The organism is Amycolatopsis sp. GA6-003, from assembly GCF_046267895.1.
In the GTDB taxonomy this organism is placed as follows: domain Bacteria; phylum Actinomycetota; class Actinomycetes; order Mycobacteriales; family Pseudonocardiaceae; genus Amycolatopsis.
Genome location: NZ_CP176499.1, coordinates 2,713,849 through 2,727,395 on the forward strand (window position 1 = coordinate 2,713,849; position 13,547 = coordinate 2,727,395).

Annotated in this window: 15 protein-coding genes; 9 read left to right on the forward strand and 6 right to left on the reverse strand. The window is 69.9% G+C overall.

From position 1 onward, the window contains the following. The first annotated feature begins 92 nt into the window (after positions 1–92). Genes kstD through F9C12_RS11745 form a run of 6 tightly spaced genes read left to right on the forward strand, consistent with a single transcriptional unit; the run spans position 93 to position 5,598 of the window. Complete coding sequence (gene kstD, locus F9C12_RS11720) at positions 93–1,769, forward strand: 3-oxosteroid 1-dehydrogenase (RefSeq protein WP_409182004.1); 1,677 nt, start codon at positions 93–95, stop codon at positions 1,767–1,769. After that, the gene (locus F9C12_RS11725; RefSeq protein WP_409182005.1) at positions 1,766–2,950 is read left to right on the forward strand and encodes a Rieske 2Fe-2S domain-containing protein; all 1,185 of its coding nucleotides are present in this window, start codon (positions 1,766–1,768) and stop codon (positions 2,948–2,950) included. The genes kstD and F9C12_RS11725 overlap by 4 nt, the downstream gene beginning before the upstream one ends. Beyond that, positions 2,947–3,213 carry a hypothetical protein gene (locus F9C12_RS11730; RefSeq protein ID WP_409465881.1) on the forward strand — a complete coding sequence of 89 codons (267 nt, stop codon included), beginning with the start codon at positions 2,947–2,949 and terminating at the stop codon, positions 3,211–3,213. Before F9C12_RS11725 ends, F9C12_RS11730 begins: the two co-directional genes overlap by 4 nt. Beyond that, the gene (locus tag F9C12_RS11735; RefSeq protein ID WP_409182007.1) at positions 3,206–4,231 is read left to right on the forward strand and encodes a 2Fe-2S iron-sulfur cluster-binding protein; all 1,026 of its coding nucleotides are present in this window, start codon (positions 3,206–3,208) and stop codon (positions 4,229–4,231) included. Before F9C12_RS11730 ends, F9C12_RS11735 begins: the two co-directional genes overlap by 8 nt. An 11-nt stretch (positions 4,232–4,242) precedes the next feature. Further along, complete coding sequence (locus tag F9C12_RS11740; protein ID WP_409182008.1) at positions 4,243–5,103, forward strand: MaoC/PaaZ C-terminal domain-containing protein; 861 nt, start codon at positions 4,243–4,245, stop codon at positions 5,101–5,103. Positions 5,104–5,130: 27 nt separating this feature from the next. Next, positions 5,131–5,598, forward strand: coding sequence for a riboflavin kinase (locus F9C12_RS11745; protein WP_409182009.1), 468 nt, complete (start codon positions 5,131–5,133; stop codon positions 5,596–5,598). Between the two features lies 1 nt (position 5,599). Here F9C12_RS11745 and F9C12_RS11750 read toward each other — a convergent pair whose 3' ends face one another. After that, positions 5,600–6,157, reverse strand: a complete 558-nt coding sequence (locus tag F9C12_RS11750) for a DUF5134 domain-containing protein (protein ID WP_409182010.1) — start codon at positions 6,155–6,157, stop codon at positions 5,600–5,602. Positions 6,158–6,315: 158 nt separating this feature from the next. On the opposite strand from F9C12_RS11750, the gene F9C12_RS11755 reads away from it, so the two are divergent. Beyond that, positions 6,316–6,879, forward strand: coding sequence for a dihydrofolate reductase family protein (locus tag F9C12_RS11755; RefSeq protein WP_409182011.1), 564 nt, complete (start codon positions 6,316–6,318; stop codon positions 6,877–6,879). On the opposite strand, the gene F9C12_RS11760 is transcribed toward F9C12_RS11755, so the two are convergent. From F9C12_RS11760 to F9C12_RS11780, 5 genes are read right to left on the reverse strand one after another with little or no spacing between them, the layout of a single operon-like run. Next, positions 6,867–8,039, reverse strand: a complete 1,173-nt coding sequence (locus F9C12_RS11760) for a lipid-transfer protein (protein WP_409465882.1) — start codon at positions 8,037–8,039, stop codon at positions 6,867–6,869. The two genes, F9C12_RS11755 and F9C12_RS11760, sit on opposite strands and share 13 nt — an antisense overlap. After that, entirely contained in the window at positions 8,036–8,434 is a 399-nt protein-coding gene (locus F9C12_RS11765) for a MaoC family dehydratase (RefSeq protein ID WP_409465883.1), read from the reverse strand. Before F9C12_RS11765 ends, F9C12_RS11760 begins: the two co-directional genes overlap by 4 nt. After that, positions 8,431–9,339 carry a bifunctional MaoC family dehydratase N-terminal/OB-fold nucleic acid binding domain-containing protein gene (locus tag F9C12_RS11770; RefSeq protein WP_409465884.1) on the reverse strand — a complete coding sequence of 303 codons (909 nt, stop codon included), beginning with the start codon at positions 9,337–9,339 and terminating at the stop codon, positions 8,431–8,433. The genes F9C12_RS11765 and F9C12_RS11770 overlap by 4 nt, the downstream gene beginning before the upstream one ends. After that, positions 9,336–10,508: an acyl-CoA dehydrogenase family protein gene (locus F9C12_RS11775; protein ID WP_409466994.1), complete on the reverse strand. Its 1,173-nt coding sequence runs from the start codon at positions 10,506–10,508 to the stop codon at positions 9,336–9,338. The genes F9C12_RS11770 and F9C12_RS11775 overlap by 4 nt, the downstream gene beginning before the upstream one ends. Positions 10,509–10,510: 2 nt before the next feature. Beyond that, complete coding sequence (locus F9C12_RS11780) at positions 10,511–11,578, reverse strand: acyl-CoA dehydrogenase family protein (RefSeq protein WP_409465885.1); 1,068 nt, start codon at positions 11,576–11,578, stop codon at positions 10,511–10,513. 127 nt (positions 11,579–11,705) lie between these two features. Between F9C12_RS11780 and F9C12_RS11785 the strand changes: the two genes are divergently transcribed. Both F9C12_RS11785 and F9C12_RS11790 read left to right on the forward strand, forming a co-directional pair. Continuing rightward, positions 11,706–12,647: an alpha/beta fold hydrolase gene (locus F9C12_RS11785; protein ID WP_409465886.1), complete on the forward strand. Its 942-nt coding sequence runs from the start codon at positions 11,706–11,708 to the stop codon at positions 12,645–12,647. Positions 12,648–12,980: 333 nt separating this feature from the next. Beyond that, entirely contained in the window at positions 12,981–13,544 is a 564-nt protein-coding gene (locus F9C12_RS11790; protein WP_409182017.1) for a hypothetical protein, read from the forward strand. Positions 13,545–13,547: the final 3 nt, after the last annotated feature.

Genomic DNA, 13,547 nt, shown 5'->3' on the forward strand with positions numbered 1-13,547 from the left:
ACCCTAGAACTGGAACACGTTCTCGTCTATGGTGACGGAAGTGGCCCCGAGCAGGCCAGCTTTAGCCGATAACACGTTGCATGTGAGGTGGCATGTCGGACGAGTACGACGTGGTGGTGGCCGGAAGCGGCGCCGCCGGGATGACCGCCGCGCTCGCCGCCGCCCATCGCGGGCTTTCCGTGGTGGTGCTGGAAAAGGCGGCCTGCTTCGGCGGCTCGACCGCCCGCTCCGGCGGGGGCGTCTGGCTGCCCGGCAACCACGCGCTGCGCGCCGCGGGCATCGAAGAACCACCCGAACGCGCGAGGCAGTACCTGGAGTCGATCGTCGGCGACGTCGTGCCGGAGCGCCTGCGCACGACTTTCCTCGACCACGGCCCCGAAGTGCTGGAATTCGTCACGCGGCACACGCCGCTGGAGTTCAAGTGGGTGCCGGGCTACAGCGACTACCACCCGGAGGCGCCCGGCGGACGTCCCGGTGGCCGGTCGGTCGAGCCGAAGCCGCTCGACGGCAAGCTGCTCGGCGCCGACCTGGCCAAGCTCGAACCGCCGTACAGCGCGCCGCCGCTCGGCGTGCCGATCACCCAGTCGGACTATCGCTGGCTGAGCCTGATCGCCCGGCATCCGCGCGGAGTCGCCCGGATGCTGGCGCTCGGGATGAAGTGGCTGATCGGCCGCGTCCGCGGACAGCAGCTGCTGTCGATGGGGCAAGCGCTTGCGGCCGGGCTCCGGAAGGGGCTGCGGGACGCGGGCGTCGAGGTGCTGCTCGACACGCCGCTGGTCGACCTGCGGGTGGAAAACGACGTCGTCACTGGCATCGTGGCCCGCCGCGACGGGGTCGAAACGCTGTTCCGCGCGCGGCGTGGCGTGGTGCTGGCCTGCGGCGGCTTCGAGCACAACGAGGAGATGCGCACCAAGTACCAGCGCGCCCCGATCGGCACCGAATGGACCGTCGGCGCGGCGGCGAACACCGGCGACGGCATCAACGCCGGGCTCAAGCTCGGCGCGGCGACCGACCTGATGGACGACGCCTGGTGGGGCCCGTCGTTCCCGCTCACCGGCGGTCCGTGGTTCGCGCTCGCCGAACGTTCGCGGCCCGGCTGCCTGATGGTCGACTCCCAGGGCACGCGGTTCGTGAACGAATCCGCGCCGTACGTCGAGGCCGTGCACGCGATGTACGGCGACGGCGACGGCCCGGGCAAGCACGTCCCCGCGTGGCTGGTGTTCGACCAGCGCTACCGCGATCGCTACCTGTTCACCGGCCTCGGCCCGCGGCAGCCGCTGCCCGGGCGCTGGTACCAGGCCGGGATCGTGGCGAAATCCGCGACGCTGGCCGGGCTCGCCGAGAAGATCGACGTGCCCGCCGACGCGCTGGAGCAGACCGTCACCCGGTTCAACGGCTTCGCGCGCAAGGGCGTCGACGAGGACTTCCAGCGCGGGCTCAGCGCCTACGACCACTACTACGGCGACCCGCGCAACCGCCCCAACCCGAGCCTCGGCGAACTGGCCAAGGCCCCGTACTACGCGGTCCGCGTGGTGCCCGGCGACCTGGGCACCAAGGGCGGGCTGCGGATTGACGAGAACGCCCGCGTCCTGCGCGAGGACGGCACGGTCGTGCCCGGCCTCTACGCGGCGGGCAACACCAGCGCGCCGGTGATGGGCCGGACCTACGCCGGGCCGGGCGCGACCATCGGCCCGGCGATGGTGTTCGGCTACCTTGCGGCACAGGCGCTGGCGAACGAAGATCAGACCGGCACGGGAGGCAGGCAGTGACGCCGAAGACCGATGGATCGCAGATCCGCACGATCGACGCCGGGGCGCCCCCGGCGCGGTACGCCCGCGGCTGGCACTGCCTCGGGCTCGCGGACAGTTTCCGAGACGGCAAGCCGCACGCGGTGCAGGCGTTCGGCACGAAGCTCGTCGTGTTCGCCGACACCGCCGGGAAGCTCAACGTGCTCGACGGGTACTGCCGGCACATGGGCGGCGACCTGACCCAGGGCTCGGTGAAGGGCGACGAGATCGCCTGCCCGTTCCACGACTGGCGGTGGGGCGGCGACGGCAAGTGCAAGTCGATCCCCTACGCCAAGCGGGTCCCGCTGCGGGCGCGCACCCGGTCGTGGCAGGTGCTGGAGGAGAACAAGCAGCTGTTCGTCTGGCACGACCCGGAGGGCAACCCGCCGCCGGAGCACGTGGTGATCCCGCGCGTCGAGGGCGCGTTCAGCGACGAGTGGAGCAACTGGACCTGGGACTCGATCCTGATCGAGAACGCCAACTGCCGCGAGATCATCGACAACGTGGTGGACATGGCGCACTTCTTCTACATCCACTACGCGTTCCCGACGTATTTCAAGAACGTGTTCGAAGGCCACATCGCCACCCAGTACCTCAACACCAAGGGCCGCCCGGACGTGGGCATGGCGTCCAATTACGGCGGCGAGGAAAACCTGCTCCGCTCGGAGGCGTCGTACTTCGGCCCGTCCTACATGATCAACTGGCTGGTGAACTCCTTCCAGGGCTTCGAAATCGAGAACGTGCTGATCAACTGCCACTATCCGGTTTCGCCGACGTCGTTCGTGCTGCAGTGGGGCATCATGGTCAAGAAGATGCCCGGCGTTTCCGACGAGCACGCGGACAAGATCGCGGCGAAGCTCGCCAAGGGCATCGGCGTCGGCTTCCTGCAGGACGTGGAGATCTGGAAGAACAAGACCAAGATCGACAATCCGCTGCTGTGCGAGGAGGACGGCCCGGTCTACCAGCTGCGCCGCTGGTACGAGCAGTTCTACGTGGACGCCGCGGACGTCACCGAGGACATGACGCGCCGGTTCGAGTTCGAAGTGGACACCACGAAGGCGAACGAAGTGTGGGCGGCCGAGGTGCGGGAGAACCTGGCGCGCCAGCGGGCGGAGGCCGAGGCGGCGGCTGTGCCGGCCACGTCGGAGGAGGCTGGGGTGTGACGGCCGAAGCCACCGAATTCCTCACGTCCGGGTTGCGGCCGCACGAGTGCCGCAGCTGCGGAACCGGTGTGCTGGTCAAGAAAAACAGCCTGAAGCACACCAGCATCCAGTGGACCACCGACGCCGCGGCCAGCTGTCCGGTGTTCGCCGCGCACGCCGCTTCCGGCGGCAACACCGCGCTGCTGGACACCTGCGAGAAACTCGCGGACAGCATCGACAGCGCGGTGCGCGACGGCGATTTCGGGCAGGTGGGCGATGACTGACGTCGTCACGCTCACCGTCGCCGAGGTGATCGAGGAAACCGCGGACGCGAGGTCCATCGTGTTCACCGTGCCGGACGAACATATCGACCGGTTCGCCTACTCCCCCGGGCAATTCCTCACGCTGCGGATTCCCAGCGACCGGACGGGTTCCGTCGCGCGGTGCTATTCGCTTTCCAGCGCGCCGCACGAGGGCCGGGTGCAGGTCACGGTCAAGCGAACCGCCGACGGGTACGGCTCGAATTGGGTCTGCGACGAACTGAAGGCGGGCGCGACGATCGACGTGCTGCGGCCGTCCGGCGTGTTCTGCCCGTCCTCTTTGGACACCGATTTCCTGTTGTTCGCCGCGGGCAGCGGGATCACGCCGGTGATGTCGATTCTCAAGTCCGCGCTGGAAAAGGGCAGCGGGCAGGTGGTGCTGGTTTACGCCAACCGCGACGAGCAGTCGGTCATCTTCGCCGCGGAATTGCGGGAACTGGCCGAGCGGTTCGGCGACCGGCTCACCGTGGTGCACTGGCTGGAAACCTTGCAGGGCTTGCCCACTGTCGCCGCGCTGCGAGCGCTCGCCAAGCCGTACTCGGGACATGAAGCATTCCTCTGCGGCCCGGCTCCGTTCATGGCCGCCGCACAGGACGCGTTGCGCGAGCTAGGTGTGCCGCGGGAACGCGTGCACGTGGAGAAATTCCACTCGCTCACCGGAAATCCCTTCGCGGACGAACCCGAACCCGAGGAGGAGACCGGCGGCGAGACCACCGCGCTCACCGTCGACCTCGACGGCGAGACCCGGCAGCTCACCTGGCCGCGGCAGCGGAAGCTGCTCGACCACCTGCTCGCCGAAGGTCTCGACGCGCCGTATTCCTGCCGAGAGGGCCAGTGCAGCGCGTGCGCGTGCCGCATTGTCTCCGGCGAAGTGAAGATGCTGAACAACGAGGTGCTGGACGCCGAGGACATCGCCGACGGGATCGTGCTGGCCTGCCAGTCGGTACCGTTGACCGACGAGGTGTCCGTCAGCTACGAGTGAGTGGAGAGCCCGTGCCCATCGACCCCGCGGTCGCGATCGGAGCCGATCTCGGCGAGGTCGCTTTCGCTTGGACACCGTCCGACGTGCTGCTGTACCACCTCGCGGTCGGCGCGGGCGCGGATCCGGTGGCCGAACGCGAACTGCGCTACACCTACGAACGCGACCTGCGCGTGCTGCCGACCTTCGCCACCGTCGCGGCGAATCTCCGCACCTTCACCCCGCCCGCGCTGAAGTTCCCCGGCGTGGACATCGACCTGGCGAAGGTGCTGCACGGCAAGCAAGAGATCGAACTGCACCGGCCGATCCCGGTCGAGGGCAAGGGACTCGCGCGCACCCGGATCGCCGACGTCTTCGACAAGGGCAAGGCCGCGGTGCTGGTCCAGGAGACCGAGGTCGCCGACGAGTCCGGCGCTCCACTGTGGACAGCCCGGTCCAGCATCTTCGCCCGCGGCGAGGGCGGCTTCGGCGGCGAACGCGGGCCGTCGGACAAGATCGAGTGGCCGGAGACCGAACCGGACCTCGTGCTCGACGTGCCGACGCTGCCCCAGCAGGCGCTTTTGTACCGGCTGTGCGGCGACCGCAACCCGCTGCACGCCGACCCGGCGTTCGCCAAGGCCGCCGGGTTCGACCGGCCGATCCTGCACGGGCTGTGCACGTACGGCGTGGTGGCGAAGGCCGTGGTCGACGCGGTCCTCGACGGCGATCCCGAGCGCGTCTCGGCATTCGGGACGAAGTTCGCCGGGGTCGTGTTCCCCGGCGAAAACCTGCGCGTGCGGGTGTGGCGCGAAACCGGCCGGCTGCTGGTCACGACCACCGCCCCGGAGCGGGACGACGCGCCTGTGCTGGCCGACACAGTGCTCACGCCCCGCTGAGCATCGGGACCGTTATACGGTTGTCCCATGGCGGACGAGCGAGACGGCACCTTCTTCGTGGTGCGCGGGCCAGTCGAGCCGGGCGACAAGCGCGGCCGCGAGCTGGGCTTCCCCACCGCGAACATCGCGCTGCGCGACCAGCGCGGCGAACTCGGCGACGGAGTGTGGGCCGGCTGGGCGGAACGCGCGGATGGCACGCGCGTGGCCGCCGCGGTGTCCGTGGGCCGCCGCCCGACCTACTACGGAGCCGACGGCTACCGGCTGGTCGAGGCTTTCCTGCTCGACTTCGAGGGCGACCTGTACGGCGAGCGGCTCACCGTGTGGCTCGGCAAGCACCTGCGCAACCAGCAGGCTTACGGCTCGTCGCAGGAGCTGATCGACGCACTGGGCCGGGACGTCGCCGCCGCTCGCGAATGGGTTGCCGCGCACCCGGCGGACGCGCTGCCGAAGCTCGCCGAACTCCCGCCGGACGGCGAAGTCCAGCGGATCGGCTGATTCACACCGCCGCGAGCAGCATGACTCCCATGCCCGCGCCCATCGCGGCACGGCACAGCGTGCGCGAGGCGTGCCCCGGCATCATGGTGCCGCGCGACCGCACCGCCACCACGCCCGAGCGGACCGCGTCCACCGCGAAGTAGGCCGCCGCCACCAGCGCGACCACCGGCCACGCCAGCCGGGAGTCCATTGTGGACATCGTGAGCCACGGCCCGTGCGCCATCCCGCCGTGCGGCATCGCGGTGACCATGTACAGCATCGCGGCCGCGGACAGCGCGTGGTGCGCGCAGCTGTGCCCCTCGGCCCGGCCTCGCCAGGCGGACCAGGCGAACCAGCCCGCGGTCAGCACCAGCACCGCCTGCCAGCCCGCCGCCGGGATCGGGCCGCCGACCGGAGACAGCATCGCGACCATCGCCACGACCAGCAGCAGTTCGGCGAGATCGCCGTTGCGCACCCGGTGGCCGAGACTCACGTAGTCGAGTTTCACCAGGCGCAGCACGCACGGCAGCGCCAGCAACGCGAACAGTGCGGTGAACAGCCAGGCCAGCGGGACAGTCACCTCGGCACCTCACTCCTCGGACACGCTGCGTCACACGGGCCTTACCACCGTGACACGCCCGAGGCGGCGGACACCAGCCAGCAATGAGGTGATCCGCGTTGACCCACAAGGGCTATGCGCGCACCGGCAAGCCCAGGTCAAACCGCTACTCTTGGCCGATGCGCCCACTGAGATACTCCATCAACGTCACCCTGGACGGGTGCGTCGACCACCTCGCCGGCATCGCCCCGGACGAGGAGCTGCACCAGTACTCGACCGAGATCATCGCCCGCGCCGACGCGCTGCTCTTCGGCCGGGTGATCTACGCAATGATGGAAGAGGCGTGGCGGGCGTCCGACCAGCCGGTCGAACGGCCGGACTGGATGGAACCGTTCGCCCGCACGATCGACGCGGCGAAGAAGTACGTCGTGTCCAGCAAGCTCGAGAGCGTCGACTGGAACGCCGAACTCGTGCGCGGCGACCTGCGGGAAGCGGTGCTGCGGCTCAAAGAGCAGCCCGGCAAGGGGCTGTACACCGGCGGCGTGCGGCTGCCGCTCGCGCTGGCTTCGATGGGGCTGATCGACGAGTACGAGTTCGTGGTGCACCCCCGGATCGTGGGACACGGGCCGACGTTGTTCGCCGGGCTGCCGGAACACCTCGACCTCACGCTCGTGGGCAGGCGGGAGTTCGCCTCCGGCGCCGTGGCGATGCGCTACGTGCCGAAGACCGCTCAGCGGGCCTGAGTCAACACCAGACCACTCGTCGGGACGCCGGTTCCCGCGGTCACCACTGCGGTGCCGGCGTCCGCGACCTGGTTCGCCGCCGTGCCGCGCAGCTGCCGGACCGCCTCCGCGATGCCGTTCATGCCGTGGATGTAGGCCTCGCCGAGCTGGCCGCCGTGCGGGTTGAGCGGCAGCTTCCCGTCGAGGGTCAGCGTGTCGCCCGCGATGAAGTCCTTCGCCTCGCCGCGGCCGCAGAAACCCAGTTCCTCCAGCTGCATCAGCACGTACGGGGTGAAGTGGTCGTACAGCACCGCGACGTCCACATCGGACGGTCCGATCCCGGACTGCGCCCACAGCTGCCGTCCTACCACGCCCATTTCCGGCAGCGCGGCGAGTTCGTCGCGGTAGTAGCTGGTCATCACATACTGGTCCGGTCCGCTGCCCTGCGCCGCCGCCGAGACCACCACCGGAGCCTGCCGGAGGTCGCGCGCGCGTTCGAGGCTGGTGATCACGAGCGCGACGCCGCCGTCGCTTTCCTGGCAGCAATCGAGCAGGTGCAACGGTTCCGCGACCCAGCGGGAAGCCTGGTGCTCCTCCAGCGTGATCGGCCTGCCGTGGAACCAGGCGTTCGGATTGGTCGCCGCGTGCACCCGGTCGACGACCGCGATCTTGCCGAAATCCTCGCTGGTCGCCCCGTATTCGTGCAGATACCGCTGCGCGACCATGGCCACCGTCGCGGCCGGGGTCGCGATGCCCATTGGATAGTGGAACCCATTGTCCACTCCGGACGTGTTCACCTGCTGGGCCGCGGCCGCCGACACCCGGCCGAACCGCATCCCGGAACGTTCGTTGAACGCCCGGTACGCCACCACGACGTCGGCGATCCCGCTCGCGACCGCCATCGCCGCCTGCTGCACGGTCGCCGCCGCCGCGCCGCCGCCGTAATGCACGCGGCTGAAGAACGTCAGCTCCGGGATGCCCAGTTCGCGAGCGAGCGCGATCTCCGCGTTGCCGTCCATGGTGAACGACACCAGTCCGTCCACATCGGACGGCTTCAGCCCGGCGTCGGCCAGCGCGTGGCTCACGCATTCGGCCGCCAGCCGCAGTTCGCTGCGCCCGGAATCCTTGGAGAACTCCGTCGCGCCGATCCCGGCGATGGCGGTGGTCCCGGTGAACGTCATGCGTCCTCCTCCGGCAGCGTCAGCGAAACCGTGCCGGTCACGTGTGCGCCCAGACTGTCCACTGCGGACACTTCCAGTTCGACCTCGGCTCCGGCGCGGGCGGTGACCCGGCCGGAGAAAGTGAGTGTGTCCCCGGCGTAGCACGGTACGCCGAGCCGGATCTTGATCGAGCGGATGAGCGCCTGCGGACCGGCCCACTCGCTCACGTACCGCTGCACGAGCCCAGTGTCAGTAAGGATGTTGAGGAAGATGTCCTTCGAACCGCGCGCGACAGCGGCGTCCCGGTCGTGGTGCACGTCCTGGAAGTCCCGTGTCGCCAGCGCAGTGCTGATGACGAACGTCGGCGTCGCCTCGAGCACCATCGGCGGCAGTTCGGTCCCGACTGCGGCAGTCATCGCGCCACCTTCCACGCGGGCAGGGTCAATTCGTCGTCGACGCGCACGAACGCGGCGGTCACCGGAAGTCCGATGTGGACCTCGTCCGGTTCGGCGTCGAGCAGTTCGGCCATCACCCGCACACCTTCCTCCAGCTCCACCAGCGCGACCACGAACGGCAGCCGCTTGCCCGGCACCGCCGGATGGTGGTGCACGACGAAGCTGTAGACGGTTCCGCGTCCACTTGCGACAACGTAGTCCGGAACTGGGTCTAGCGAACCGTCCGGCGGCAGCGGGCCGGGCGGATGCCGCAGCACGTCGCCCCAGCGCTGGATGCGCAGTTCGCCCTCGCGCAGGCCGTCCCAGAAGAACTTGGTGTCGTGGCTGATCACCGGCCGCAGCACCGGCGACGGCGGCGGTTCCGGCTCGCGCGGGCGGAACTTCAGCACGCGGAACACCATGTCCGCCACCAGTTCCCCGTCGACGTACCAGTTCGTCCGAGTGGTCACGAACCAGCCCTCGCCGAGCGCGGTGCGCTTCGGTCCGGTGACGTCCTCCAGGGTGTTCGTGGTCGAAACGTGCTCGCCCGGCCGCAGGTAGCGGTGATAGGTCTGTTCGGAGTTGGTGGCCACGATGGACGTGAACCCGGCGTCGTCCAGCACCTTCAGGATCAGGCCGAGCGGATCGTCGTCCCCGCGCACGCCGTGCAGCCCCGGCATCGTCCACACCTGCGCCATCGCCGGCGGCGCGACAAGTCCCTTGTGGACACTCGTCTCGGCGAACTCCGCGTCGGTGTACACCGGATTGGCGTCGCCGATCGCCTCGACCCAGTTGTGCACCATCGCCTGGTTCACCGGATCGCGCGCGAACCTCGGCGCGCTTTCGCCCTGTGCGGCGATTTTCGCGGCGGCTTCCTCGATCGTCATCGCGGCACCCTCGGCAGTTTCAGTCCGGCGGAGGCGATCAGTTCGCGCTGGATCTCGCTGACGCCCCCGCCGAACGTCAGCACCAGATTCCGTTTCGCCAGCACGTCGAGCCATTCCGCGAGTTCCGCGGTGTCCGGGTCGGCGAGGTCGCCGTGCCGCCCGACCAGCTCCTCCAGCAGCCGCCCGATCCGCTGGATCCGCTCGGAGGCGAACACCTTCGTCGCCGACGCGTCGGCGATCTCGACCGCCCCGTGCTCCGCCGCCGCGGCGACCTGCCAGTTCAGCAGCTCGTTGACTCGCGCGACCGCGAACGTTTCGGCCAGCACCGCGCGCACGTCCGGAAGGTCGAGCAGCGCCGTGCCGTCCGGGGTCCGCCGCGCCGCCGCCCACGCCCACACGCGGTCGTGCAGACCGCCGATGCGCCCGGCCGGGCCGAGCATCACGCGCTCGTGGTTGAGCTGCGTCGTGATCAGCCGCCAGCCGCGGTTTTCCTCGCCCACCAGCATGTTCGCCGGAACCCGGACGTCGGAGTAGAAGGTCGCGTTGACGTGGTGCGCGCCGTCGCAGGTGATGATCGGCGTCCACGAATACCCGGGATCGCGGGTGTCCACGATGAGGATCGAGATGCCCTTGTGCTTCGGCGCGTCCGGATCGGTGCGCACGGCGAGCCAGACGTAGTCCGCGTCGTGGCCGCCGGTGGTGAAGATTTTCTGGCCGTTGACCACGTACTCGTCGCCGTCGCGCACCGCGCGCGTGCGCAGCGAGGCGAGGTCGGTCCCGGCTTCCGGCTCGGTGTACCCGATGGCGAAATGCACTTCCCCCGCCAGAATCTTCGGCAGGAAAAGGGCTTTCTGTTCCTCGGTGCCGAACGCCTGCAGCGTCGGGCCGACCGTCTGCAACGTCACCGACGGCAGCTGGACGTCCGCCCGAGCGGCCTCGTCGACGAAGATGTGCTGTTCGATCTCGCCGAAACCGCCGCCGCCGTACTCCTTGGGCCAGCCGACGCCGAGCTTCCCGTCCCGCCCCATCCGGCGCACGACATCGCGGTACACCTGCCCGTGCCGCTCCCGCAGCAACGCTCGGCGCTCGTCGGCGGTCAGCAGGCCCGCGAAGTACTCGCGCAGCTGCGCCCGCAGTTCCTGTTGCGCGGCCGTCAGTTCGATGTGCATGCTCATCCCGCCACTCGTTCGCCCAGCCGGCCGAGCCGGTGCGCCGCTCCCCCGACCGCGCGGCCGAGGTCCTTCACCGCCGAGGAATACCGGTGCAGCGGATACGTGCGGTCGACTCCGACGCCGCCGTGCAGGTGGTGGCAGACAGCCAGCGCGGACGGCGCTTCCTCGGTCAGCCAGTACGCCGCGATGTCCAGCTCGGTGTCCGCGTCCAATCCGGACGCCAGCCGCCACACCGCTGACACCGCGGCCAGATGCACGGTGCGGGAAGCGACGTAAACGTCCGCGATTTGCTGTGCCACGGCTTGGAAAGTCGCGAGTGGACGGCCGAACTGCGTGCGCTCGCCGACGTGCTGGGCCGTCAACGCCAACGCCCCGGCGAGCAGTCCGTCGCCAAGCGCGAGCGCGCCAGCCAACGCGTAGCGGTGCAACGTCTGCAGCGCATGCCCTGCCGTGCGGTCCCGGAGGAAATCCGCCTCGCTGATCCGCGCGCCCTCGAACCGCACGGTGTACTCGGGCGACCCGGACGCGTTGTACGCGGGCCGCACCTCGACCCCGTCCGCTCGCGGATCCACCAGCGCGACACCGGTGCCGCCGGGCAACGCGATCGGCGTGAGAATCCTTGCCGCCTCCGCCGCGTACGGCACGTGCGTTTTGGCGCCAGTCACCTCCCACGCGCCGTCTGCCGCCACACCGGTAGTCCCCGGGAGGGCGGTCAGCGGGGCGGACGGCTCGTGCAAGGCAGCAGTGAGAATGGTCTCCCCCGCCGCTGCGGGCGGTAGGAACTCAGCGCGCTGCGCCGGGGTGCCGAGCGCCTCGATCGGCAGGATCCCGAGCGCCAGAACGGCGTACGCGGGCACGGCCGCCGCGGCCCGTCCCACCTCGGTGAGCACCGGGGCGACATGGTCCACGCCGAGCCCGTCACCCCCGAGGTCGGCGGGAAGGGGCAGCGCGAGCAGGCCCGCGTCGGCCAGCGCTCGCCACTGGTCCGCGGGTTCGTCGGCCTTCCCGAGCACTTGCGCGGCGAGCGAGGCGATCTCGCCCTGCGTATCGTCGGGGGTGAAGTCCACTCCGGTCTCCCTCCACCTAGGTGGAACACGTTCTATTTTTAGCCGGAATGGGCTGACTCGGCAACCCCCGGGACCCAGGGCCGGGCGGTGGATCGACCGGTGGAGCGGAGAGGGGCGGCACGCCGACATGGGTGCGGAACAGGTTCTCAAATCAGCGCTGGGCGACGTCGGCTGGCAAGCGACCCGGAAGCTCGCGACCATCCCGCCGACCGCGGGCGCCCCCGACCCGGAGCCGCTGTCCCTCCCCGGCCGCGGCCAAACCGTCGTGGTCGACGTCGGCCCTCGGCACGCGCCCGCGGTGATTCTGCTGCACTCGGTCGCCTGCACCGGGCTGCTCACCTGGTATCCCGTGCTGAAGCGGCTGTCGGCGAACCACCGCGTGGTGGTGTTCGACCAGCGCTGGCACGGCCAGGGCATCCGCTCGCAAGAGTTCAGCCTCGAAGACTGCGCGGACGACGTGGTCGCGGTCGCGGACGCGCTCGGCATCGGCGAATTCCTGGTCGCGGGCTACTCGATGGGCGGCATGGTCGGCCAGCTGGCGGCGCACCGGTTCCCGGACCGCGTCACCGGCCTGGTCCTGTGCTCGACGGCGAGCAACTTCCGCCGCGGCATCCGGCAGCGCGTGGCGCTCGACCTGTTCGGCCGCACCCTGCACCTGCTGCGCGACCAGGCCCGCATCGGCCTGGTCCCCGGCGAACCGCGCCGCGAACGCCTCGCCCGGCTGGAGGACCACCGGTGGGCGCTGGAGGAATTCCGCTCGACGAGCCCATGGGCGATCGCGGTCGCACTCGACGAGATCGGCCGCTTCGATTCGACGCCGTGGCTGCACACCCTCACCCTGCCGACAGCGGTCGTGGTGACTTCGCGGGACGGTTTCATCGCCCCGGCGCACCAGCGCAGCCTGGCGCGGCGAATCGCCGACGCCGCGACGTACGAGATCCCGGCCGGGCACACCGCGTGCGTCTTCGCGGCGGACCAGTTCACGGCCGCGCTGATGGCCGCTTGCACTTCGGTACAGGCGGCGATCGGCGGGCAGGAGAGGGCGGCGGAGATCGCGGACTCGGCCTAGCCAGGCCGTCGTCGCTCCTCTGCCTGGACAAGGATTTCGGACCCGAACTGATCCACCTCACATGGCTCGGCCGGGCCACGGCGGCCAGCCACCTCTACCCCTAGGCGGTCGTATCCGCCGAGGCGCTGCACGACGAGCCGGACGCGTTGGCACAGCTCGCCGATAAAGTGTCCACATTGGACGCCCGGCGAACGCTGCGCGGCGGGCCGGACACCGTCGTGCTCGCCGCCGGGACCGGACCCCCACCCGGCGAAGAAACGGCTTCGCCAACACGGAGGGTGACCAAAGATGCGAAATCTGCCACAATAGACCTCCGAAAAAAAGGGGGGTCTGATGTCTGAAACGTCTGAAAGCACTGGCGGCACGCCGTCCGGCGGCGACCCCAAGCACGTCAAGGAGTGGCTTGGCGTGGCGACCGCGGTCCTCGCCTTGCTGGCCTGGTTCGGGATCCACAACTGGGACGAGCTGAAAGCCTGGCTCGATCGCCATTCCGTGCATCCGCAGACGACCGCGCAGTCCGCCTCGCCGTCACCCAGCCCCACCACCATCCCGCACGCACCGAGGATCACCCGGATACCGCTGCACCCGGCGACGACCAAGGCCGCCCCGGACCCCGGATGCGGGCTGGCCGCCGGGGTGATCCGCTCGATCACCGCGAACCTGGCCGGGACGTCCGACGCCAGCGCGATGGCCGCGGAGTTCCGCGGCTACGGCGCCGAATTCGACAACGCCGCCGACGAAGCCGACACCAGCCGGGTGCGCGTCAGTATCCGGAACGCCGCCAGCGACGCCCGGGTGATCGCGACCGACATCGACAACCGGGACCTCGAAGCCGCGAAAGCCATGAACCGGAAGCTGGTCTCCGACCTCGAAGAACTGCGGCAGGCCTGTTCCTGACCC